This window comes from Micromonospora siamensis (genome assembly GCF_900090305.1).
Taxonomy (GTDB): Bacteria; Actinomycetota; Actinomycetes; order Mycobacteriales; family Micromonosporaceae; genus Micromonospora; species Micromonospora siamensis.
Genome location: NZ_LT607751.1, coordinates 2,065,406 through 2,088,224 on the forward strand (window position 1 = coordinate 2,065,406; position 22,819 = coordinate 2,088,224).

A 22,819-nucleotide genomic window follows, 5' to 3' on the forward strand; every position below is an offset into this window, starting at 1 on the left:
GCGGCCTTCGGAAATTCCACCGGAGTACGCGCGCGACCCGCGCCACCCCCTCGCGAGGGCGTCAACGGCGACGCCCGGATGGAGTCACCGTGAACCAGCACGACCTCGACGTCCTCGACGAGATTCAGCGGCGGGTGCTCTGGCTCGCCACCCGGATCGTGGACGCGGCCAACCACGACCGGGACACCGGTGACGGGGTGAAGGTCGGCGGCCACCAGGCGTCCAGCGCCTCGCTGGTCACCGCGATGACCGCGCTCTGGTTCGCACACCTGGACACCGAGGACCGGGTCGCGGTCAAGCCGCACGCCTCGCCGGTGTTCCACGCGATTCAATACCTTCTGGGCAACCTGGACCGGTCGTACCTGCCGAAGCTGCGGGCGCGCGGCGGGCTCCAGTCGTACCCGTCGCGGACCAAGGACCCGGACGAGGTGGACTTCTCCACCGGTTCGGTCGGGCTGGGCGCCGCCGCGCCGCTGTTCGCCGCGGTCACCCGCCGCTACGTCGACGCGCACTTCGGTGCGCGTCCGCACTCCCGGTTCATCGCCCTGATCGGCGACGCCGAGCTGGACGAGGGGAACATCTGGGAGGCGGTCGCCGACCCGGCCACCACCGGGCTGGGCAACGTGATGTGGCTGGTCGACTTCAACCGCCAGTCGCTGGACCGGGTCGTCCCCGGCATCCGGATCAACCAGTGGCGCGGCCAGTTCGAGGCGGCCGGCTGGCACGTGGTGGAGGTCAAGTACGGCCGCAAGCTGGCCGAGGCGTACGCCCGGCCGGGTGGCGACGTGCTGCGCGACTGGATCGACCGGATGCCCAACGAGCAGTACCAGTCGCTGTTCGGGCTGGCCGGGCCGGCCTTGCGCAAGCAGTTCCTGGACGGCGCGCCGGCCGAGGTGGGCGCCTTCGTGGAGGGCATCGGCGACGACGAGCTGGGCCCGCTCGTCACCGACCTGGGCGGGCACGACCCGCAGGCGATGCTCGACGCGTACGCCCAGTGCGACGCGGTCACCGACCGGCCCAGTGTGGTCTTCGCGTACACGGTCAAGGGTTGGGGCCTGCCCATCGCCGGCAATCCGCGCAACCACTCGGCGCTGCTCACCACCGAGCAGGTCGACGCGTTCCGCGCGGAGCTGGGCCTCACCGCGGAGACCGAGTGGGACCGGCTGGACCCGGCGTCGGAGGCCGGCATCCGGGCCGGCGCCCGCCGGGAGGCGCTGTCCCGCGCGCCCCGCGAGCGGGCGCTGGGGGTCACCGTCCCGGAGACCACGAAGGTACGCGCCAACAAGCCCGTCTCCACTCAGGAGGTCTTCGGGCGGGTGCTGGTCGACCTGGCCCGCGACCCGAAGGTGGCGCCGTACCTGGTGACCACCGCTCCGGACGTGGCCACCTCCACCAACCTGGCCGGGTTCATCAACAAGACCGGGGTGTTCGCCCCCACCGAGCGGCGGTCCTGGACCGAGGACCGGATGCTGCGCTGGACGGAGAGCCCGGCGGGCCAGCACATCGAGCTGGGCATCTCGGAGATGAACCTGTTCCTGCTGCTCGGTCAGCTCGGCCTGTCGTGGGACCTGTCCGGGCAGCCGCTGCTGCCGGTGGGCACGGTCTACGACCCGTTCGTGCTGCGCGGCCTGGACGCGTTCCTCTACGGCACCTACTCCGGCTCCCGGTTCGTGGTGGCGGGCACCCCGTCGGGCATCACCCTCGCCCCGGAGGGCGGCGCCCACCAGTCCACGATCACCGCCTCGGTGGGGTTGGAGCTGCCCGGGGTCACCTTCGTCGAGCCCGCGTACGCCGGCAGCCTGGACTGGCTGCTCTGCGACGCGCTCGGGCAGATCGCCCAGGGGTCGGCCCCCTCGGCCACCGCCGCGCCGGCCGAGGACGGGGCGTACTACTTCCGGCTGAGCACCCGCCCGATCGACCAGGCGCCCTTCGAGGCGGCCCGGGCCCGGATCGGCGACGCGGTGCTGCGCCGGCAGGTGGTGGCGGGGGCGTACCGGCTGGTGGACGCGCACGAGGCGTACCCGCATCTGGTGGACGCCCCGGTCGTGCAGCTCGCCGCCTCCGGCGCGGTGCTGCCGGAGGTCCTGGCGGCCGCCGCGGAGCTGGCGGAGGAGGGCGTCGCCGCGCACGTGGTCGACGTGACCAGCCTGGACCGGCTCTACCGGGCCTGGCAGCGGACGCTGCGCCAGGGCGTGCGGACGGCGACCGTGCCGAGCGTGCCGGGTGCGCTGCGGTCGGCCTTCGCCGACCGGGTGCCGGTGGTGTCGGTGCACGACGCCGCGTCGCACGCGATGGCCTGGCTCGGCTCGGCGGTGGGCGCTCCGGCGGTGCCGCTGGGCGTGGACGAGTTCGGCCAGTCCGGCAGCGTGCAGGAGCTGTACGAGCTGCACGACCTGCTGCCGGGCAGCATCGTCAACGCCGCCCTGGCCGCCCTCGCGCTGCGCTGAACCGACGCCCCCGGTCGTCCGGCGGTCACGCCGGACGACCACGCCGGGTGACGGTGGCCCCGTGCTGCGTTGAAGGACCCTGAGTGACCTACGGTGACCGCCGCCTCACCTCGGCCGACATCCCGCTCCGCCTTTGCTCTGCTGCAACCCACGCGACACCGCGATGATCTGGGACTCTATGCGGCCACTCCCCGTGGATCGGCCGTCGCGACGGTGACGCTACGTGCCTGTTGCGCATGATTAAGCAGAGCAAAGGCGGCAGGGGATCCGCCTTGGGGGGAGCTGTCGTCACAGAAGGTGGTCATCAGGCATCCGGTGCGGGGTGGTCACCCCGCCCGGGCACCCGGTCAGCTGGGGCTGGGGGAGGCCGGGGTCGGGGACTCCGGGCCACCGCGGGTCGGGGTCGGGGTGACCGGCACCTGGTCGCCCTTCGCCGGGTCCCGGATCACGTGCCGTTCCAGGTTGACCTGGGACTGCCCGGTGCCGCCGACGGTGATGTCGTCGTACGCCTGGAGCAGCTTCTGCTGGTCGAAGTAGAGCACCGTCATCGACAGCGGGGTGGGCTTCTCGCCCTCCAGGCCGCGCAGGCCGGCCCCGCCGGTGGAGCCCTCCACCATCAGCGTGGTCGGAGCCTTGCCCGGCACCTGCGGCAGCTTGGACACCTGCCGGGCGTGGGTGTGCCCGGAGAGCACCAGCGGGCAGGTGCCGGAGAGCGGTCCGGCCGAGGCCGGGTCGTGCACCAGCGCGATGTCCACCGGTTTCGGTGACCTGCTCACCGTGGCGGCGAGCTGCTCGCCCGCGCCGATCACCTGGTCGGCGACCGCCTTGGTCAGGCCGCTGCCGGCCGGCGAGGTGTTCTTGTCGGGGGTGAACCGGGGGTCGCCGATGCCGGCGATGGTCAGCCCGTCGACGGTGGTGGTCGAGTTGTTCAGCACGATCGCGTTCGGCTGCTGCGCGACCGCCGCGGCCGTCCGGGGCGAGTCGTGGTTTCCGCGGATGTAGACGTACGGCTTCTTGAGCAGGCCGATGGAGCCGACGAAGGACGCCTCCGGCTCGCTGCCCCAGTCGGTGATGTCGCCGGTGTCGATCACCACGTCGATGCCGAACTGCTCCACCACCGTCCGGATCAGCTGCCAACCGGTGGGGTTCAGGTGCATGTCGGAGATGTGCAGCACCCGGGTGGTGCCGGGGGCCGGCTCGTAGACCGGCAGCGCGGAGACGGTGGTGTAGAGCTTGCTGACGTTGCCGACCAGCCGTTGGAGCTGCTCGGAGTACTTGGTGTAGTCGTTGGCGATCCGGCGGGCGTCACCGACGATCGCGGGCGCGTTGACCAGCAGCCCCTCGTACCGGGGCTCGTCGATCGCCTCCGGCCGGATGGTGCCGGCGGCCAGGCCGAGGGTGCCGGCCGTGACCGCCAGGGCCACCCCGCCCGCCCAGGCGGTCCGCCGGACGTTGCGGAAGACCAGCGCCGCCAGCACCAGCGTGGCCAGCACCGACCAGCCGAGGGTACGCAGCCCCAGGCGCATCACCCCGGCGCGGACGTCTCGGACGGCGGACTGGCTGGCCCGGCTGATGCTGGCCGGGTCGCCGATCAGCGCCTCGGTGCGGCGCTGGTCCAGCGCGCCCAGCTCGACGGTGAGGTGGGTCGGCCCGTCATGGCTGTTCAGGATGAGCGCGCCGAGCGGCGGGATGTCGACGGTGGTGCCCCCGGTGAGCGCGGGCCGCAGGCTCAGCTCGGCCCGGAACGGCCCGATGTCGGTGTCGACGTGCCCGCCGGCGTAGGTGCCTCCGACCACCCCGATGAGGGCGACCGCCAGGACGGCCAGGGCCAGCCCGAACCGCCGGAGGCGGGGGTTTCCTCCCAGCCGTCCGGTACGTCCTGACAGGCGGGGTCGGCGCCGGTCGTTCCCGGTCGCCGGGGCGTCCTCGCCGCCGGTGCTGTGCCGCTCGTTCTCCTGACCGTCCATGCTGAGATTCTGACCTGCCCGGTGGAGGATCTTGGCAAACCTGAAAGATGTTGACCGTTCGCCCGGGGGGTGGCGGTCAGCTGCGCCCCGCGCCACCGCCACCGAAGACCAGCCGCAGGAGGCGGTCGTCCTCCGGGGCCGGCTCACCCCGCCCGTCGTGGTTCGAGGTGCTCACCCAGACGGAGCCGTCCGGGGCGGTCGCCGCCGCCCGCAACCGGCCGTACCTGTTGGTCAGCAACTGCCGGGGCTGGCCCAGCACCGTACCGGTGTCGGTCAGCTCGACCAGCCACAGCCGCTGGCCGCGCAGGCAGGCGGTGACCAGCAGCCGCTGCGCGGCGGCCAGTCCCGAGCAGGACGCCTCCGCCGTGCGCCACTGCACCAGCGGATCGCGGTAGCGCCGGTCACCCGCCCGCCCCTCGACGTGCGGCCAGCCGTAGTTGCCGCCCCTGACGATCTGGTTGATCTCGTCCCAGGTGTTCTGCCCGAACTCCACCGCGTACATCCGCTTGCCGGCGTCCCACGCGAAGCCCTGCACGTTGCGGTGGCCGAGCGACCAGACGGGCGAGCCGGGGAACGGGTTGCCCGGCGCCGGGCGGCCCTGCGCCGTGATCCGCAGGATCTTGCCCGACAGCGCCTTCGGGTCCTGCGCGGAGCCCCGATCGCCGGCGTCACCGGTGCTGGCGTAGAGGTAGCCGTCGGGGCCGAAACCGAGCCCACCACCGTTGTGGGTGCCCGACTTCGGGATGCCGGTGAGCACCGGCGTCGACCTGCCGCCGAGCGTGAACTTCACGATCCGGTTGTCGTCCCGGCCGGTCAGGTAGGCGAAGACCGTCCGGTCCCTGGCGTACGTCGGGGAGACGGCGACGCCGAGCAGCCCGCCCTCGCCGGCCGGCGTCACCTCCGGCAGGGTCTGCGCCACGGTGATCTTCAGCCCGTCGGGCCCGGACTCGGGCCCCACCTTCAGCACCCGGCCGCCGTCCCGCTCGGTGACCAGGGCGCCGCCGTCGGGCAGGAAGGCGATCCCCCACGGCACCCGCAGCCCCTTGGCCAGCACGGTGGTGACCACCTCCTGCCCGGCGCCGCCGGGAGCGGCCGAGACCGACGGGGTGGGGAAGGAGGGCGGCTCGCCGGCCGGGTCCGGCCCGGGCGGGCCGAAGCTGCATCCGGCGGTCGCCAGCAGCAGCGTTGCGCACGACGCCGCCAGGGCCGCGCGGCGGCGGCCGGTGCGGAGGTACGGGGGACGGGCGCTCACCCGGCCCAGCCTAGCCCGCCGTGGCGCTCCGACGGGTCGAGCGGAGTCAGTGGGCGCGGGCGGCGAGCAGCGCGATGTCGTCCTCCCGGTTGTGCACCGCGGTCACCAGCCGGTCGCAGAGCTCGTCCACGGTGAGCCGGTCACCACCGGTGAGCCGGTCGACCAGCTCCTCCAGCCCCTCGTCCAGCGGCCGGTCCCGCCGTTCGACCAGCCCGTCGGTGTAGAGCAGCAGCGTGTCGCCGGGCGCCAGCGGCGTCTCCCGGCCGGTACGGCGGATCGGGCGGGCGAGGCCGAGCAGCGGCTCCCGCGGCGCGTCGAGGACCTCCACCGCGCCGCCGACGCGTACCAGCAGCGGCGGTGGGTGCCCCGCGTTGCACCAGCTCAGCGTCAGGCCCCCGGTGTCGGCGTGACGCAACCGGGCCAGCACCGCGGTGGCGACCGTGGGAATCCGCAGTCCCCGGATCGCCTCGTCCAGGTGGGTCAGCAGCCCGGCCACCGGGTCGGTCCGGCCGAACGCGTTGCCCCGGACCAGGTTGCGCAGCTGACCCATGGTGGCCGCCGCCTCGATGTCGTGCCCGGCGACGTCGCCGATCGCGACGACCAGGTCGCCGTCGGGCTGGACGAAGGCGTCGTACCAGTCGCCGCCGACCTCCACCCGGTCGGCCACCGGCTGGTAACGGGCGGCCAGCTCCACGCCCGCCGGTCGGGGCAGGGCGGGCAGCATGCTGTGCTGGAGCACCTCGGCGACGTGCCGCTGCTCGCCGTACATCCAGCTGTTGCCGACGGCCTGCCCGGCTCGGCGGCCGATGTCCTGCGCGGTGTGCAGGTCGCCGTCGTCGAACGGCCGCCGGTCGGGCCCGTTGACCAGGGTGATGCAGCCGATCACCGCGCCCCGGCCGGCCGCGGTGATCGGGACGCTCAGGTGCGAGGCGAAGCCGAGCCGTTCGGCCAGCGCCGGCATCTCGGGCAGCGTGGTGCGCTCCGCGACGTCGGCGACCGTACCCGCGCTCACCAGCACCGACTGCCCGCTGCGCAGCACCGATCGGGTGATCGACCGCGGCCCGAGGCCGGTGGTCATCAGGTCGGCGAACCGGGCCGCCTCCGCGGCCCGCTCCGGGTCCCGGTGCACGGCCGAGACGGTTCGTGGCTCGCCGGCCCGGTCGACCAGCGTCACCAGGCACCAGTCGGCCAGCACCGGCACCATCGCGTGACCGAGCCGCTCCACCGAGGTGTTCACGTCCAGGGTCCCGCCGAGGGTCTCGCTCATCTCGGCGAGCATGGTCAGCCGCCCGTGCGCCTCCTCGGTCTGCCGGCGGGCGTCCTGCGCGCCGTCGAGGGCGATCCGCAGCCGCAGCTCCGAGGAACAGGCGGCGGCCAGGTCGGCCAGCGTCCGCAACTGCCGGGCCGTCCAGGCCCGGGGCTTGCTGTCGATCGCGCAGAGCGCACCGAGGACCCGACCCTCCAGGTCGGTCAGCGGCATGCCCGCGTACGCCACGACGCCCAGGTCGGGGATGGCGAGATTGTCCCGGACCCGGGGGTAGAGCCGGGCGTCCGGCAGCACCATCGGCACCTCGATGTCGACGACGTGCTGGCAGAAGGAGTGGCTCAGCGGGGTCTGCCGCCGCTCCGCCCAGGGCTCGGGCAGCCCGATCGCGCCCGGGAAGAACTGCCGGTCCCGGCCGACCAGCGACACCAGCGCGACGGGCACCTCCAGCAGGTCGCTGACCAGCCGGGCGAACCGGTCGAACGCCTCGTCGGCGCGGTTGTCCAGCCCGGTCTCCGCGAGGGACCGCAACCGGGCCGGGTCGGACAGCGCCGGCGACACGATCCGCGGGCGTCCGGCCGCGCGGTCGCGAGAGCCGTCGTTCATTGTCCACCTGTCCGCGCGCCGGGGAGCCTCCGGACGGCGCTCCGATCCTTCGTTATACCCGCCGACCGCCCGCCACGCCCGAGTCGTGACGCCGTAACGACGATCACCGCCCGCCGCCGGGCGGGGAACGGCCGTCGGTCGGGCCGGCAGCCGCCGGGACCGCTATCGTCGGCGGTCGTGAAGGTGTGGATCCCGCACGAGGCCGGCCGTGAGCTGCTGGGCGAGCTGCCCGCCGACGTCATCGTGGAATGTCTTGCCGACCCGGCGCAGCTCCCGTCCGACCCGGCCCGGGTGCGGTTCTGGGTGCCGCCGTTCCTGTCCGCCGGTGACGTGACCGGGCTGCTGGACCGGCTGCCGGCCCTGGAGGTCGTGCAGCTGCTCTCCGCGGGGGCCGACGCCTGGGTCGACCGGGTACCGGCGGGGGTCACCCTCTGCGACGCGCGGGGCGTGCACGACTCCGCCACCGCCGAGTGGGTGGTCACCGCGATCCTGGCCCACCTGCGCGGTTTCCCGGCGCTGGCCCGGGCGCAGGCCCGCCGCGAGTGGGCGTACGACGAGGTCGCCCCCACCGACGAGCTGGCCGGCAAGCGGGTGCTCATCGTCGGCGCCGGGTCGATCGGCGCGGCGGTTGAGGCCCGGCTCGCCCCGTTCGAGGTCGACTTCACGCTGGTCGCCCGGACGGCCCGGCCCGCCGAGGGGGTGCACGGGGTCGACGAGCTGCCCCGGCTGCTGCCCGAGGCGGACGTGGTGGTGCTGCTCGTGCCGCTGACCGACCGGACCCGGGGCCTGGTCGACGAGAAGTTCCTCGCCGCCATGCCGGACGGCGCGCTGCTGGTGAACGCCGCCCGCGGTCCGGTGGCCCGGACGGAGGCGCTGGTCGCGGAGGCCCGCACCGGCCGGCTGCACGCCGCGCTGGACGTCACCGACCCGGAGCCGCTGCCCGCCGACCACCCCCTGTGGGAATTGCCGAACGTGCTGCTCACCCCGCACGTGGCGGGCTCGGTGCGGGGGCTGCTGCCGCGGGCGTACCGGCTGGTGGGCGCGCAGCTGCGCCGCTTCGTCGCGGGTGAGCCGCTGGAGAACGTGGTCACCGACGGCTACTGACCCGCGTCCTGCTCAGCGGGTGGTGTCGGGCAGGGGCTGGCCGGTCACCGCGACCAGCCGGGGCAGGTCGCTGCCGCGTACCGCCGGCAGCACGAGCCGTTCGCCGTCGTCGAGCCGGACGACCGCCCGGCCCCGTGGGTCGGCGGCCAGTTCGGCGACCCGCTCCCAGGCGATCCGGCGCTGCCCGGTGAGGGCGCGCAGCCGCAGCTCCCGGGGGTCGGCGTCGGTTCCGGCCCGCCAGGCCCAGACGGCGACGGCCAACGGCACCAGGAGCACGGGCAGCAGGTACGACCGGGCGGTGGCCAGCGGCAGCGCGCCGATGAAGGCGACGATCGCCGCGACCAGGATCGCCTGGTTGTGCCGGAAGCGGAGGGTGTCGACGCGACTCACCCCCGAATGATCCCACCTGCGACGGCGGGCACCCGGCCCGGGCCGGGAACCGGGCCCCGCGCAGCGGCGGAGTGATCTGGATCACTGTGGTGGGGACGTCACCGGTAGGCGATTCGCTCGTTCACGCAGTTGGGCGTCCGGGGTAGGCATCCCGGACGCGCCACGCACCGTCGCACCGCCCCCGTGCCCCCTCACGAAGGCGACCGCCGTGCCCGTCGCGTACCCCTGCCAGAGGCTCCGCCGCCGACCGCCGTTGCCCGAGGCGGTCGTGCTGGCGTCGGCGGCCCTGCTCCTGTTCCTGGCCGTGGCCGGCGTCCTGCCGCCGTCCGCCGCCGTGGCGCTCGCCGCCGCGGCCGGCACGGTGCTGGCCGGCGTCCGGCTGTCCCGATTGGCCGCCACGGCCACCGGTGGACCGCCGACGCCCCCGGCCCCCGGTCGGCCGCCGGTCGCGACGGCCGGGGCGTCGGCGGCGGACCCGCGGCACGGCCGGTGGCGGCGGCGGGCGGCGCTGCGGCGTCGCGTCGTCGGGCTGCTCGACGCGGCGGTGGCGACGGCCGGTCTCACCGCGGCCGTGCCGCCTATCGTGGCGCCTCCGCACCGGTCGGCGGTGGTCGCCGCGGGCGTGGCGCTGACCGGCGTGCTGTTCGGCGGCGCCCTGTTCCTGCTGCCGGGCCGGTCCCGACTGGACCGCCCGGTGCGGCTGCGCCGGGTGGTGGAGGTGGTCAGCTTCGGCGTCAGCCTGGTCTTCGCGACCTGGGTGCTGTTGCCACCGGGTGAGTTGCCGCCGGCCGTACGCGAGCTGACCGTGGCCGGCGCGGGGCTGTTGGCCGGGCTCGCCGGGACCGGTATCGCGGACCGACGGCGCCGGCCGGGCGCCGCGCTCTGCTGGACCGGGGCGGCGGCCGTCCTGTTCGGGCTGGGTCTGCTGCTCGTCCTGCCGGTGGCCGGCGCGTCGGAGCGGGCGACCCTGCTGGCCGTGCCGCCGCTGCTGGGCGGGGCGCTGGCCACCGCGACCGGCGCCGCGAGGCTGGCCGGTGGTGACCCGCCCCGGCCGGCGGGACCGGTCTGGCCGACGGTGACCGCTCCGGCGGCGATCGCCACGGTGGCCGCCGCCTGGCACCTGCTGGTCGTCGGCGAGTTCGACGTGACCGGGATGCTGCTCGGCCTCGCGGTCATCCCGCCGATGGTGGTACGCGAGCTGCTCTCCGCCGCCGACAACCGCCGGTACGCCGACCGGCTGGGCGCCCAGGAGGCGCACTTCCGGGCCCTGGTCTCCGGCGGGCACGACCTGGTGCTGCTGCTCGACGAGGCGCTGCGGGTGCGCTGGCAGTCCCCGGCGGCGGCCCGGCTGTTCGGGCTGACCGACGCCGACGTCCGTGACCGGCCGCTGCCCGAGTTGCTGCACCCGCAGGACGCGCCGCGCGCCGCCGGGCTGCTGACCGGAGTGCTCGGTGGCGTCGAGCCGACGCTGCTGTCGGCCCGGCTGCGGGACGGGCAGGGCAACTGGCGGGAGACCGAGTCGACGGTCAGCGACCAGCGTGGCGTGGTCGAGGTGGGGGCGCTGGTGCTGCACGTTCGGGACGTCGGTGACCGGCGCCGGCTGGAGCGCACGGTGCACCGGCTCGCCGCCACCGACCAGCTCACCGGCCTGGCCAACCGGGTCGAGCTGCTGCGGGCGCTGGGCTCCCGCCGGCACCCGCACAACCCGTCCGGCGCGCTGCTGGTGGTCGACCTGCACGGCCTCGGCGAAGTGAACGACGCGCACGGGCGGGCCGCCGGGGACCTGGTCCTGGTCGAGGTGGCCCGACGGCTGCGCGGCACGGTCGGGCCGGACGAGATCGTCGCCCGGCTGACCGGGGACGAGTTCGCGGTGGTCACCACGGCGGGGCCGGTACTGGCGTTCGGGCTGGGTGACCGGTTGGTGGCGGCCCTGGGCGAGCCGTACCCGCTGCCCGACGCCGGGCCGGTGCGGCTGGCCGCCAGTGTCGGGCTGGCCGAGATCACCGACGCCGGCCCGGAGGACGTGCTGCGCCAGGCCGACCTGGCCCGGCGGCGGGCCGTCCAGCTCGGCCGCAACCGGGTGGAGTGGTACGACGGCTACCTGGAGGAGCAGCTGGTCCGCCGGCTGGACCTGGAGCGGGAGCTGCCCGGGGCGGTGGCGCGGGGCGAGCTGGACCTGGTCTACCAGCCGGTGCTGGGGTTGACCGACCGCTGCCCGGTGGGCACCGAGGCGCTGCTGCGCTGGCGCAGCCCGGTGCTGGGCACGGTGCTGCCGGCGGAGCTGCTGCCGGTCGCCGGTGACCTGGACCTGCTGGGGGAGTTGGGGCGCTGGGTGCTGACCCGGGCCTGCCGGCAGCTCGCCGACTGGTCGCAGGGCAGCCCGCAGCTGTGGATGGCGGTGAACGTGTCCCCCCGGGAGCTGGCCGGGACCGACTTCGTGGAGCGGGCCGCCACGCTGCTGGCCGAGTACGGGGTGCCCGGGGAGCGGCTGGTGATCGAGGTGTCCGAGCCGCTGGTCACCGAGGACGTCGGCATGGTCGCCGCCCGGCTGGCCGGGTTGCGGTCGCTGGGCGTACGGATCGCCCTGGACGACTTCCGGCCCGAGCACGCCTCGCTGGCGCAGCTCCGCCGGCTCCCGATCGATCTGCTGAAGGTCGGTCCGGACCTGGTGGGCGCGGTGGACGATCCGCAGCGTCCGCTGCTCGACGTGGTGGTGAGCCTGGCCGACCGGTTGGGCGTGGCGGTGGTGGCCGAACAGCTCGAGTCGACCGGCCAGGTGGATCGGGCGCACCGGGCCGGCTGCCGGTACGGGCAGGGCTTCGTGCTGGCCCGTCCGGCGACCGCGGAGCGGGTGGAGGCGTACTTCGAGGAGTTCCCGTCGGCGTCCCGGTGAACGGTCAGCCGTTCAGCTGTTTACTTAACCGGTTCACCTGATGCGCGGCGGCGCGGTGCTGCCCCGCGGGGTGAGGTGGGCCGTCTCGTCCTGCAACCCGCTGACCGGTTCGCCGGCGATCGCCGCGAGCAGCTGGCGGGCGGCGTGCGCGCCGTACGCGGGGATGTCCCGGCCGAGCGCCGTCAGCGGTGGGTGCACCAGCTGGCACAGCGGCGAGTCGTCCCAGGCCACGATCGACAGGTCACCGGGGACCTGGAGCCCCATCTCCTGCGCCACCGAGAGGCCGGCGATCGCCATCACGTCGTTGTCGTAGATGACCGCGGTCGGCCGGGCGGCGGAGCTGAGCAGCCGCCGGGTGGCCCGGGCGCCCTCCTCGCCGGTGTAGTCGGACCAGACGGTGCTGGCCTCGTCCAGCCCGAGCCGGGCGCAGACCTCGGTGAACGCGTCGCTGCGGATCTCGGTGTGCAGCAGCGAGGGCAGGCCGCCGACCCGGGCGATCCGCCGGTGCCCGAGCGCGACCAGGTATTCCACGGTCTCCACCAGGGCGGCCGCGTCGTCGGACCAGACGCTGGCCAGGGTGCCGGTGTGGCCGGGGCCGCCGATCACCACGGCGGGCAGTTGCAGCTCCTCCAGGGCGGGCACCCGGCGGTCGTCGGTACGCAGGTCGCAGACGAAGACGCCGTCCACCCGGCGCTCGGCCCACCAGCGCCGGTAGACCGCGATCTCGGCCTCCTGGTCGGCCACCACCTGGAGGGTGAGCGCGTACGAGCGGGCCGACAGTTCGGCCTCGACGCCGCTGATCAGCTCCATGAAGAACGGCTCGATGCCCAGTATCCGGGCGGGCCGGCACAGCGCCAGGCCGACCGCCTTGGCGGTGGCGCCGGAGAGCGCCCGGGCGGCGCTGCTCGGGCTGAACCCGATCTCGGCGGCGATGGCGAGGATGCGCTGCCGGGTCGCCTCGGAGACCCCGGGCTGGCCGTTCAGCGCGTACGACACCGCGCCCTTGGAGACGCCGGCGCGCCGGGCGACGTCGGCGATGGTCGGCCGCTTCACCGGCGCGCTCCTCCACTGGTCCGGCCCCTCGGGGCGGGCTTGCCTGGCGCCGGGGTCACCGGCGGCCACCACGCTAACCCAAGCGGTCGGCGCATGATCACCGCCGCGCCGGGTCAACTGAACGGCTACTTGTTCGGTTAAGCGTACGGGGTGGCCCCCGGGTGAGCGCCAGCCCCTGCCGTTCACATCTGCGCGATATAACGCTCAACCACGCATGGTCGCGCTCCCATGGCGTCGAGATGATTACGGGACGGCCTTCCCGTTAACCGGCCGTTGACACTCCGGGGGCTGAACCGTACGGTGGCCTCACTTATCCGGTTCAGTCAACGTCTCTCGATCCCGGGAGCGTTCCCATTTGCTCGGAGGATGACATGAAACGGTCCTGGACGCGGTGGGCCCGCGCGCTCGCCGCGGGCACCGTCGGCCTGAGCCTGATCGCCGCCTGCAGCGGCCAGAGCACCAAGGGCGGCGACTCGGACTCCGCCAGCGGCCCGGTCACCCTGAAGATCAATTTCTGGGGTGACTTCGGCCTGACCGACCTCAAGACCAAGTACGAGGCCGAGCACCCGAACGTCAAGATCCAGCTGAACTCGGGTGAGTACAACGCCCAGCACGAGGACCTGCAGAAGAAGCTCGTCGCCGGCAACGGCGCGCCGGACATCGCGGCGATCGACGAGGGCTTCATGGTCCAGTTCCGCGGCCAGTCCGACAAGTTCGTCAACCTGCTCGACAAGGGCGCCGCGGACTACGAGAGCAAGTACCTGCCCTGGAAGTGGAAGCAGTCGCTGTCGGCCGACGGCAAGACCCAGATCGGTCTCGGTACCGACGTCGGCGGTCTGGCCATGTGCTACCGCACCGACCTGTTCAAGGCCGCCGGCCTGCCGACCGAGCGGGACCAGGTCTCCGCGCTCTGGCCCACCTGGGACAAGTTCATCGAGGTCGGCCAGCAGTACACCGCCAAGACCAAGAAGAAGTTCATCGACGCCGGGACCAACCTGTTCAACCCGATCCTCGGCCAGCAGCCGGTCGGCTTCTACGACGACCAGGAACAGCTGAAGATGGACGGCGGCCCGAAGGTCGCCTTCGACTACACCGTCAAGGCGGTCGACGCCGGCCTCTCCGCCAACCTGGTCAGCTTCCAGGCCGACTGGGACAAGGGCTTCACCAGCGGCGCCTTCGCCGTGCTGGCCTGCCCCGCCTGGATGCTCGGCCACATCAAGGACACCGCGCCCGGCACCGAGGGCAAGTGGGACATCGCCGCGGTTCCCGGTGGCGGCGGCAACTGGGGCGGCTCGTTCCTGACCATCCCCAAGCAGGGCAAGCACGTCGACGAGGCGTACAAGCTGCTGACCTGGCTGGTCGCCCCCGAGCAGCAGATCGAGATCTTCAAGAAGGTCGGCAACCTGCCCTCGCAGCCGGCGCTCTACTCGGACCCGGCCATCGCCGAGTTCAAGAACCCGTTCTTCAACAACGCCCCGGTCGGCCAGATCTTCCCCAAGATGGCGCAGGGCCTCACCCCGCAGTACCTGGGCAAGAAGAACGGCCCGACCCGGGTCGAGGTGGAGAACGTCATCCGCCGGGTGGAGAACAAGACCCTGAAGCCGGACGCCGCGTGGGCGGAGGCGGTCAAGGCGGCCGAGAAGGTCAAGAGCTCCTGATCTGACCGGCGCGGCGGCGGGGCGGGTCCGGCACCCGCTCCGCCGTCGCACCACCCCCGGCGTACGCCGACCGGACCGGCGTCGCCCGCCCGTAGCCCGTGTCACCTCTTCCGTCCTGGAGTGATCCCATGTCCACCACGCGTGCCGCGCCCACGCCGCCCGCCCACCGGTCCGCGCCGAAGCGCGCCGGCGGCTCCGGGGCGGACGAGCGGCGACTGAACTGGCGCAACCGGCTGTACCGCTTCGACATGCGCTACATGCCGTACCTGATGATCGCGCCGTTCTTCCTGCTCTTCGCCGTCTTCGGGCTCTTCCCGCTGCTGTTCAACGCCGTGGTCTCGCTGCGCAACTACCGGCTCGACGACCCGACGCTGCCGTACTGGGCCGGCTTCGCGAACTTCACCAAGCTCTTCGGCGACGAGTACTTCTGGAACGCCCTCTACAACACCTTCGGCATCTTCCTGCTCTCGTCGGTGCCGCAGCTGCTGCTCGCCCTGGTGGTCGCCTCGCTGCTCAACCGCAAGCTGCGGGCGCAGACCTGGTGGCGGGTGGGGGTGCTGCTGCCGTACATCACCCCGATCGTCGCCTCGACGATGGTGTTCAGCGTCTTCTTCTCCCGCGACTTCGGGATGGCCAACTGGGTGCTCGGCCTGTTCGGCCTCGGCGGCCCCGACGACCCGATCGACTGGCGGGCCGACAAGCTGCACTCCTGGATCGCCATCGCCACGATGGTCAACTGGAAGTGGATCGGCTACAACGCGCTGCTCTACCTGGCCGCCATGCAGTCCATCCCGCGCGACGTCTACGAGGCCGCGGCGATCGACGGCGCCGGCCCGTGGAAGCAGCTCTGGCGGATCACCGTGCCGATGATCCAGCCCGTGGTCGTCTTCACGGTCATCCTCTCCACCATCGGCGGTCTCCAGCTCTTCACCGAGCCGATGCTCTTCGACCAGAACGCCCAGAACGCCACCGGCGGGCCCAACCGCGAGTGGCAGACCATCGCCCAGCTGATCTACAAGGTCGGCTGGAAGGACCTGAACCTCGGCTACGCCGCCGCGATGTCGTGGGCCCTCTTCCTGATCATCCTGATCGTCGCCGGGATCAACTTCGTGGCGACCAACCGACTGTCCGGAGGTCGCAAATGAGTGCGATCGCGCCCCCGCGTACCCCCGTCGCCGCCGCGCGACGCCGGCCCACGGCGATGGCCCGGGCCCCGCAGGACACCCCGGCGGGCATCTGGACGTACCTCTTCCTCGCCCTGACCATGCTCTTCGCGGCGTTCCCGCTGTACTGGATGTTCGTCATCGCCACCAGCAACGACGAGGCGCTGGCCAAGCTGCCGCCGGCGGTGGTCCCCGGCGACCGGTTCATGGTGAACCTGCGGGAGGTCTTCAGCCTCCAGGACGTCTACTTCGCCGCGTCGCTGGTCAACAGCCTCATCGTCTCGACCGTGGTGACCGCCTCGGTGCTGTTCTTCTGCTCGCTGGCCGGCTTCGCCTTCGCCAAGCTGCGCTTCAAGGGCAGCAACGCGCTGATGCTCTTCGTGGTGCTCACCCTGACCGTGCCCAACCAGCTCGGCATCGTCGCGCTCTACATCGTGATGGGCAAGCTCGGCTGGAACGGCACCCTGCTCGCCGTCATCGCCCCCGGCCTGGTCACCGCCTTCGGCGTGTTCTACATGCGGCAGTTCATCGTCAACACCGTCCCCGACGAGCTGATCGAGTCGGCCCGGATGGACGGCGCCACCACCATGCGGGTGTACGCCAACATCGTCCTCCCGGCGATCCGCCCGGCCCTGGCCGTGCTCGGCCTGCTCACCTTCGTGGCCACCTGGAACGACTTCCAGTGGCCGCTGATCACGCTGTCCGGCACCGACTTCCCGACCTCGATGGTCGCCATCTCGGACCTGGCCAGCGGCAACTACGTCATCTACCGGCGGGTGCTGGCCGGCGCGTTCCTGGCCACCATCCCCCTGCTGGTGATGCTCTTCATCGGTGGACGGCAGATCGTCCGCGGAATCATGGAAGGCGCGGTGAAGTCTTGACCCGACAGACGCTGCACGAGGGCTGGACGCTGCGGGCCGTACCGGGCGCCGGGGTGCCGGCCGAGGTCGCCGAGCGGGCCGTGCCGGCCACCGTGCCGGGTTGCGTGCACACCGACCTGCTGGCCGCCGGGCTGATCCCCGACCCGTTCGGTGACGACAACGAGACCCGGCTGGGCTGGATCGGCCGCACCGACTGGGTCTACGAGAGCAGCTTCGACTGGCAGCCCGGCGGCGACGACCGGGTCGACCTGGTCTGCGCCGGCCTGGACACCGTGGCCACCATCGACGTCAACGGGATCGAGGTGGGCCGGACGCAGAACATGCACCGGGGCCACCGGTTCGACGTCGGGTCGCTGCTACGGCCGGGCGGCAACACGCTGACCGTGCGCTTCGACTCGGCGTACCGCTACGCCGAGGCGCAGCGGGACCGGCTCGGCGACCGGCCGAACGCCTACCCGGAGCCGTTCCAGTTCATCCGGAAGATGGCCTGCAACTTCGGCTGGGACTGGGGTCCCACCGTGGTGACCGCCGGCATCTGGCAGGAGATCGGCCTGCACGCCTGGTCGACCGCCCGGCTGGCCCAGGTCCGCCCGGTGGTCACCGTGGCCGACGGCGTCGGCCGGGTGGAGCTGCACGTCGAGGTGGAGCGGGTCGGCGGCCCGCCGCTGACGCTGCGCGCCGCCGTGGGCGACGCCACCGGCGAGGTCACCGTCGCGGCGGGGGAGCGCACGGCCGTGCTGACCCTCACCGTCGCGGACCCGGAGCTGTGGTGGCCCCGGGGGTACGGCGAGCAGCCGCTGTACGACCTCGACGTGACCCTCTGCGCCCCCGACGGCCGGGCGCTGGACGGCTGGTCCAAGCGGCTCGGCTTCCGCTCGGTACGCCTGGACACCACCCCCGACGCGCACGGCACCCCGTTCGCCCTGCACGTCAACGACGTGCCGGTCTTCGTCCGCGGCATCAACTGGATCCCGGACCACCCGTTCCCCACCGAGATCACCCGGGGGCGGCTGGCGGAACGCTTCGACCAGGCCCTCGGTGCGAACATCAACCTGCTGCGGATCTGGGGCGGCGGCCGGTACGAGTCCGACAACTTCTACGAGCTCGCCGACTCCCTCGGCATGCTGGTGCAACAGGACTTCCTCTTCGCCTGCGCGGCGTACCCGGAGGAGGAGCCGTTCCGCACCGAGGTCGAGGCGGAGGCGCGCGAGCAGGTGACCCGGCTGGCCGCCCACCCGTCGCTGGTGCTCTGGACCGGCAACAACGAGAACATCTGGGGCTGGCACGACTGGGACTGGCAGGAGCCGCTCGCCGGCCGCACCTGGGGGCGCGGCTACTACCTGGAGCTGCTGCCAGCCGTCGTCGGCGAGCTGGACCCGACCCGCCCGTACTGGCCGGGCAGCCCCTGGTCGGGCAGCGACGACATCCACCCGAACGACCCGGCGCACGGCACCATGCACATCTGGGACGTCTGGAACGACGACGACTACACCAAGTACCGGGAGTACGTCCCCCGCTTCGTCGCCGAGTTCGGCTACCAGGCGCCCCCGGCGTACGCGACGCTGCGCCGGGCGCTCTCCGACGATCCGCTGGCGCACGACTCGCCCGGGATGGCGCACCACCAGAAGGCCATCGACGGGGACCGGAAGCTCCAGCGGGGGCTGGACGCCCACCTGCCCGCCCCGGCCGACTTCGACGACTGGCACTACCTGACCCAGCTCAACCAGGCCCGCGCCATCCAGCTCGGGGTGGAGCACTTCCGGTCGTACCGGCCGGTCTGCATGGGGACCATCGTGTGGCAGCTCAACGACTGCTGGCCGGTCACCTCCTGGGCGGCGGTCGACGGGGACGGCCGCCGCAAGCCACTGTGGTACGCGCTGCGCCAGGCGTACGCCGACCGGCTGCTCACCGTGCAGCCGCGCGACGGCGGGCTGGCGCTGGTGGCGGTGAACGAGACCGGCGAGGCGTGGAGCGCGCCGGCCACGGTCACCCGGCTCACCCTGGCCGGGGAGCCGAGGGCGAAGACCTCGGTCCAGCTCGACGTCCCGGCGTACTCCTCGGTGGTGCTGGCGCTGCCCGCGGACCTGGCGGGGCCCGAGCAGGCCCGGCGTGAGCTGCTGGTCGCGGAGGCCGGCGACAGCGCGGAGCGGGCGCTGTGGTTCTTCGCCGAGGACCGGGAGGTCGACTGGCCGGCGCCGGAGCTGGACGCGGTGGTCGAGGCCGCGGACGGCGGCCAGCGGGTCCGGGTGACCGCCCGGAGCGTGCTGCGCGACCTGACCCTCTTCCCGGACCGGCTCGACCCGTCCGCCGGAGTGGACCGGGCGCTGGTCACCCTGCTGCCGGGGGAGTCCGCGACGTTCACCGTGCACGCCGACGGGCCGCTGGACCCGGCCGCGCTCACCAGCCGTCCGGTGCTGCGCTGCGTCAACGACGTACCGGTGAGCGAGGTGGCCCGATGAGAGGACGGCTTGCCGGCGTACTGCTGGCGCTGGCCGGGCTGCTCACCGCGACCGGCGTCACGGCCCCGCCCGCCGCGGCGGCCGGCCGGCCCGGTGACGGCTTCGTCGTGCGCAAGGGAGACCGGCTCTTCCTGGACGGCAGGCCGTTCCGGTTCGCCGGCAGCAACAACTACTACGTGGAGTACAAGTCCCGCGCGATGGTCGACGACGTCCTCGCCGACGCGAAGGCCGCCCGGTTCACCGTGCTGCGGCACTGGGGTTTCCTGGACATCGGCACCCCGGGTGGCACCGATTCGGTCGCCGGCCCGTCCGACGGGGTGTGGTTCCAGTACTGGGACGGTACGAAACCGGGGTACAACGACGGCCCGGACGGGTTGCAGCGCCTGGACTACGTGCTCTACGCGGCCCGCCGCGCGGGCCTGAAGGTGGTCGTGCCGCTGGTCAACAACTGGCGCGACTTCGGCGGCATGGACCAGTACGTCCGCTGGCGCGGCGCCGCGCACCACGACGACTTCTACACCGACCCGGTGATCCGGGGCTGGTACCGCGACTGGGTGTCGCACGTGCTCGACCGGGTCAACCCGCTGACCGGGGTGGCGTACAAGGACGACCCGACGGTGCTCGCCTGGGAGTTGGCGAACGAACCGCGTTGCAAGGGCTCCGGGGTCTACCCGACCTCGCCGGGCTGCTCGACGGCGACGGTCACCGGCTGGGCCGACGAGATGAGCCGGCACGTCAAGGCCGTCGACCGGCACCACCTGGTCGGCGTCGGCGACGAGGGCTTCTTCTGCGACGACCCGGCCGCCGCGGAGTGGACGGTGAACTGCGGCGAGGGCGTCGACGCGGTGGCGTTGGCGAAGCTGCCGGCCGTCGACCTGATGGGCTACCACCTCTATCCGGACCACTGGGACAAGGACGCCGACTGGGGGGTGGCCTGGATCGAGCGGCACAACCGCGAGGCGGAGGCGATCGGCAAGCCGGCCGTGCTCGGCGAGTTCGGCTGGGCCGACAAGGCCACCCGCAACCCGGTCTACCAACGGTGGACCGACGCGGTCATCCGCGGCGGCGGGGCCGGTTTCCTCTACTGGATCCTCTCGGGTGTCCAGGACGACGGCAGCCTCTACCCGGACTACGACGGCTACACCGTCTACTGCCCGAGCCCGGTCTGCACCACCCTGAGCAACGCCGCCGACCGGATCCGGCGCGGCCTGCGGCCCCGCCCGCCGGTCGCCGACCACGACACCGCCACCACCACCGCCGGCACGCCGGTCACCCTCACCCCGACGGACAACGACATCGCGTACGTGGGCAGGGTGCGACCGTCCACGCTCGATCTCGACCCGGCGCTCGCCGGCCAGCAGCGGGTCGCCTCTGTCGCAGGTGGCTCGTTTGGGTTGTCGGCCTCCGGGGACGTGGTCTTCACCCCGGTGGACGGCTTCCAGGGCAAGGTGACCGGGCACTACACCGTGCGGGACGTCGCCGGCCAGCGGTCCAACGTCGCCGACCTGGTGATCACGGTCAAGCCGGCGCCGGGCGACCCGATCCGGCTCGCCTCCTGGGAGTCCGGCGTGGAGGGCTGGGCGCCGGGGAGCTGGCAGACCGACGCCGGCACCGTCGCGCAGACCGCCGCCTTCCACACCGACGGCGCGTACGGCCTGGCCGTGACGGCCACCGGCGGCGGCTGGTTCGGGGTGACGCTGCCCGCGCCGGTCGACCTGTCCGCCAAGGGCACCGTGAGGTACGACGTGCGGACGTCGTCGACGGCGGGCACCTCCTCGGCGATCGCCCTGCAGACCGGTTCCGGGTTCACCTGGTGCCAGTCGACGTTCGGCTGGGTGCCGGAGGGGACCACCACCACGGTCGAGGTGGACCTGCTCGACCAGATGTCCTGCGACGCGGCGGCCCTGGCCGACGTACGCGGGGTGTTGATCTGGGTCAGCCCCGGTGTGCACGAGCTGGACAACCTCCGCGCCGAGTGATCACGGCGACCGGGCGGCGGCTGACCCGCCGCCCGGCCGCCGGGCAGGCCTCAGGCGCCGGTCCGCCCGTCGACGAGCTCGCGAACGACGTCGAGGTGGCCGTTGTGGCGGGACGTCTCCTCGATGAGGTGCAGGATCACCCACCGCAGGTCGACGTGGCGGCCGTCGCCGATCGGACGCCTGGCCGCCGTGTCCAGCTCGTGCTCGGCCACCAGGCGGCGGTAGCGGGCGCTCTGCTCCTCGTACTCGGCGAGAAGCTGGGGCAGTGGGATGTCGACCGCTTTCCGCATCTCCGGGTCGGGATCGTCGTCGGTCGCCTCGGTGAGGGGCCCCGCGGGCTCCTCGCCGAGGAACATCACCTGGAACCAGTGGTACTCGACCCAGCGCAGATGGCTGATCAGCCCGCACAACGTCATCAGCGGTGACCCGGGGAGCGGGGCCCTGCGGGCGTCCTCGGCGGAGACGCCCTCGCACTTGGCCCGGGCGGTGTCCCGGGCGTAGTCGAGGAAGGTGGCCAGCTGCGTACGCTCGTCCCAGGTGGGCGGCGTGTCGGTTCGTTGAGGCATCGCGGGGAGTTTCCCGCACTCCGGAACGGCTGTCGACGCAATTGAGCGGAACCGTCGGCCACCTCCGCGCCGAGTGACGGTTGCGGATCTTGGACACTTGTCGTTCACCGCGAACGGCAACTGTCCAAGATCGCGGTTGGGGCCCCCGCACAGGGGTAGCACAGCGGCATGACGGATCCGGTTGAGCTTTCCGAAGAGCACGCGGGCGGCGCCGACCCCGGCGCAGGCGCGCCCGACGCCCAGCACGCGCCCCCGGGCGAGCCCGACGAACAGTTCCAGTCCCCGCTCGGCGTGGCGGGCATGACCCCGGGCGGGGCCGCTGCCCCCGACGGCTCCGCGCCCGCCGACGAGAACCCCGGCGCCGAACCCGGCGCCAGGTAGCGATCAGCCGGGCAGGGCGCCCAGGCCAGCCAGCAGCTCCCAGCGCTCGGCCTCGCTGAGCACCGCGTACGCGGGCTCGTCGCGGCGGTCGGTCTCCGCCTCGATCGCGGCCCGTTCCGGCCCGTCGGGCAACGTCACGATCTCCTCGGCGGTCAGCCCGGCGGCCCGCCACGCCGCCCGGTGCGCGTCAGCGCGGTGGTGGCGCAGCGACCCGAGCCGGGTGACCAGCAGCAGCACGGGAGAGGCGCCGTCCGGCTCGTACGGCGGCGTCATCGCTCGGAACGCCGGCCCGCCGGAGGCCAGTCCGTGCGCCAGCACTCGACCGACCAACTCGGCCAGGTGCGGCACCGATGCCAGCCCGGCCAGGAAACCCGGCGCGGACGACCACCGCTCCTCGGCCGCTTCGGCGGTCGCCCGCTGAGCGAAGAGCGCCAGCTCCCGGCCGAGCGCGGTCAGGTGCCAGGTGCCGTCGGCGTGCACCGTGGTCACGCCCTGCGCCAGTTCGGTGTCCATCCTCCCGGAGGTGTAGACCAGCGCGTCGGTGAGCGCGTCGGCCGGCATCGGGCGGGCCAGTACGCCGGAGAAGAAGCTGTTCTCATAGCCGAGGTCGACGTGCCGCTCGGCGTAGAACGCCGCCATCCGTTCCCGAGCCGCCCAGCGCGCGCCCACGTACACCCGGTCGACGACGGGCCGGATCAGTCGCGCGTAGCTCACCGTGGTCCCCACGTCGCCGGACCCTACCGGCGGCGCGGGGGA

General features: G+C 73.2%; 16 protein-coding genes. 9 read left to right on the forward strand and 7 right to left on the reverse strand.

All coding sequences use genetic code 11. The annotated features are described in order from the left end of the window. The first annotated feature begins 89 nt into the window (after positions 1 to 89). Positions 90 to 2,447 carry a transketolase-like TK C-terminal-containing protein gene (locus GA0074704_RS09575; protein ID WP_088970173.1) on the forward strand — a complete coding sequence of 786 codons (2,358 nt, stop codon included), beginning with the start codon at positions 90 to 92 and terminating at the stop codon, positions 2,445 to 2,447. Between the two features lie 347 nt (positions 2,448 to 2,794). Here GA0074704_RS09575 and GA0074704_RS09580 read toward each other — a convergent pair whose 3' ends face one another. The 3 genes from GA0074704_RS09580 to GA0074704_RS09590 all read right to left on the reverse strand — a co-directional run bounded on the left by GA0074704_RS09580 (position 2,795) and on the right by GA0074704_RS09590 (position 7,536). Continuing rightward, complete coding sequence (locus GA0074704_RS09580) at positions 2,795 to 4,414, reverse strand: metallophosphoesterase (RefSeq protein ID WP_088970174.1); 1,620 nt, start codon at positions 4,412 to 4,414, stop codon at positions 2,795 to 2,797. A 76-nt stretch (positions 4,415 to 4,490) separates the two neighbouring features. Further along, entirely contained in the window at positions 4,491 to 5,666 is a 1,176-nt protein-coding gene (locus GA0074704_RS09585; RefSeq protein WP_088970175.1) for a PQQ-dependent sugar dehydrogenase, read from the reverse strand. A gap of 46 nt (positions 5,667 to 5,712) precedes the next feature. Beyond that, complete coding sequence (locus GA0074704_RS09590) at positions 5,713 to 7,536, reverse strand: SpoIIE family protein phosphatase (protein ID WP_088970176.1); 1,824 nt, start codon at positions 7,534 to 7,536, stop codon at positions 5,713 to 5,715. A 177-nt stretch (positions 7,537 to 7,713) separates the two neighbouring features. On the opposite strand from GA0074704_RS09590, the gene GA0074704_RS09595 reads away from it, so the two are divergent. Then, complete coding sequence (locus GA0074704_RS09595; protein ID WP_088970177.1) at positions 7,714 to 8,640, forward strand: 2-hydroxyacid dehydrogenase; 927 nt, start codon at positions 7,714 to 7,716, stop codon at positions 8,638 to 8,640. 12 nt (positions 8,641 to 8,652) lie between these two features. Here the strand turns inward: GA0074704_RS09595 and GA0074704_RS09600 are convergent, their stop codons facing one another. Next, positions 8,653 to 9,030, reverse strand: coding sequence for a PH domain-containing protein (locus GA0074704_RS09600; RefSeq protein WP_088970178.1), 378 nt, complete (start codon positions 9,028 to 9,030; stop codon positions 8,653 to 8,655). 208 nt (positions 9,031 to 9,238) lie between these two features. Here GA0074704_RS09600 and GA0074704_RS09605 point away from each other — a divergent pair, with 208 nt between their 5' ends. Then, complete coding sequence (locus tag GA0074704_RS09605; protein ID WP_088970179.1) at positions 9,239 to 11,923, forward strand: putative bifunctional diguanylate cyclase/phosphodiesterase; 2,685 nt, start codon at positions 9,239 to 9,241, stop codon at positions 11,921 to 11,923. Between the two features lie 33 nt (positions 11,924 to 11,956). Here GA0074704_RS09605 and GA0074704_RS09610 read toward each other — a convergent pair whose 3' ends face one another. Further along, entirely contained in the window at positions 11,957 to 12,976 is a 1,020-nt protein-coding gene (locus tag GA0074704_RS09610) for a LacI family DNA-binding transcriptional regulator (RefSeq protein ID WP_088970180.1), read from the reverse strand. 371 nt (positions 12,977 to 13,347) lie between these two features. Here GA0074704_RS09610 and GA0074704_RS09615 point away from each other — a divergent pair, with 371 nt between their 5' ends. The 5 genes from GA0074704_RS09615 (at position 13,348) to GA0074704_RS09635 (ending at position 21,116) form a co-directional block, all read left to right on the forward strand. Further along, the gene (locus tag GA0074704_RS09615) at positions 13,348 to 14,634 is read left to right on the forward strand and encodes an ABC transporter substrate-binding protein (protein WP_088970181.1); all 1,287 of its coding nucleotides are present in this window, start codon (positions 13,348 to 13,350) and stop codon (positions 14,632 to 14,634) included. A 128-nt stretch (positions 14,635 to 14,762) separates the two neighbouring features. Beyond that, positions 14,763 to 15,779 (forward strand): carbohydrate ABC transporter permease, encoded by a 1,017-nt coding sequence (locus GA0074704_RS09620; protein WP_088970182.1) that lies wholly within the window; start codon positions 14,763 to 14,765, stop codon positions 15,777 to 15,779. A gap of 56 nt (positions 15,780 to 15,835) precedes the next feature. Continuing rightward, on the forward strand, positions 15,836 to 16,678 hold the full coding sequence (locus GA0074704_RS09625) for a carbohydrate ABC transporter permease (protein WP_088973567.1): 843 nt from the start codon (positions 15,836 to 15,838) through the stop codon (positions 16,676 to 16,678). Then, the gene (locus tag GA0074704_RS09630; protein ID WP_088970183.1) at positions 16,675 to 19,137 is read left to right on the forward strand and encodes a glycoside hydrolase family 2 protein; all 2,463 of its coding nucleotides are present in this window, start codon (positions 16,675 to 16,677) and stop codon (positions 19,135 to 19,137) included. Before GA0074704_RS09625 ends, GA0074704_RS09630 begins: the two co-directional genes overlap by 4 nt. Next, on the forward strand, positions 19,134 to 21,116 hold the full coding sequence (locus tag GA0074704_RS09635; protein WP_088970184.1) for a cellulase family glycosylhydrolase: 1,983 nt from the start codon (positions 19,134 to 19,136) through the stop codon (positions 21,114 to 21,116). Before GA0074704_RS09630 ends, GA0074704_RS09635 begins: the two co-directional genes overlap by 4 nt. Before the next feature lie 50 nt (positions 21,117 to 21,166). On the opposite strand, the gene GA0074704_RS09640 is transcribed toward GA0074704_RS09635, so the two are convergent. After that, a complete protein-coding gene (locus tag GA0074704_RS09640) occupies positions 21,167 to 21,682 on the reverse strand; it encodes a DinB family protein (RefSeq protein ID WP_088970185.1) in 516 nt (171 codons plus the stop codon). A 168-nt stretch (positions 21,683 to 21,850) separates the two neighbouring features. On the opposite strand from GA0074704_RS09640, the gene GA0074704_RS09645 reads away from it, so the two are divergent. After that, positions 21,851 to 22,063: a hypothetical protein gene (locus tag GA0074704_RS09645; protein ID WP_088970186.1), complete on the forward strand. Its 213-nt coding sequence runs from the start codon at positions 21,851 to 21,853 to the stop codon at positions 22,061 to 22,063. Positions 22,064 to 22,066: 3 nt separating this feature from the next. On the opposite strand, the gene GA0074704_RS09650 is transcribed toward GA0074704_RS09645, so the two are convergent. After that, positions 22,067 to 22,789, reverse strand: coding sequence for a hypothetical protein (locus tag GA0074704_RS09650; RefSeq protein WP_231926802.1), 723 nt, complete (start codon positions 22,787 to 22,789; stop codon positions 22,067 to 22,069). Positions 22,790 to 22,819: the final 30 nt, after the last annotated feature.

Bases quoted from the DNA above. Each gene is read 5' to 3' on its own strand.
- GA0074704_RS09580 (WP_088970174.1), bottom strand. From the start codon at position 4,414: ATGGACGGTCAGGAGAACGAGCGGCACAGCACCGGCGGCGAGGACGCC.
- GA0074704_RS09590 (WP_088970176.1), bottom strand. From the start codon at position 7,536: ATGAACGACGGCTCTCGCGACCGCGCGGCCGGACGCCCGCGGATCGTG.
- GA0074704_RS09615 (WP_088970181.1), top strand. From the start codon at position 13,348: ATGAAACGGTCCTGGACGCGGTGGGCCCGCGCGCTCGCCGCGGGCACC.
- GA0074704_RS09620 (WP_088970182.1), top strand. From the start codon at position 14,763: ATGTCCACCACGCGTGCCGCGCCCACGCCGCCCGCCCACCGGTCCGCG.
- GA0074704_RS09625 (WP_088973567.1), top strand. From the start codon at position 15,836: ATGGCCCGGGCCCCGCAGGACACCCCGGCGGGCATCTGGACGTACCTC.
- GA0074704_RS09635 (WP_088970184.1), top strand. From the start codon at position 19,134: ATGAGAGGACGGCTTGCCGGCGTACTGCTGGCGCTGGCCGGGCTGCTC.
- GA0074704_RS09640 (WP_088970185.1), bottom strand. From the start codon at position 21,682: ATGCCTCAACGAACCGACACGCCGCCCACCTGGGACGAGCGTACGCAG.
- GA0074704_RS09645 (WP_088970186.1), top strand. From the start codon at position 21,851: ATGACGGATCCGGTTGAGCTTTCCGAAGAGCACGCGGGCGGCGCCGAC.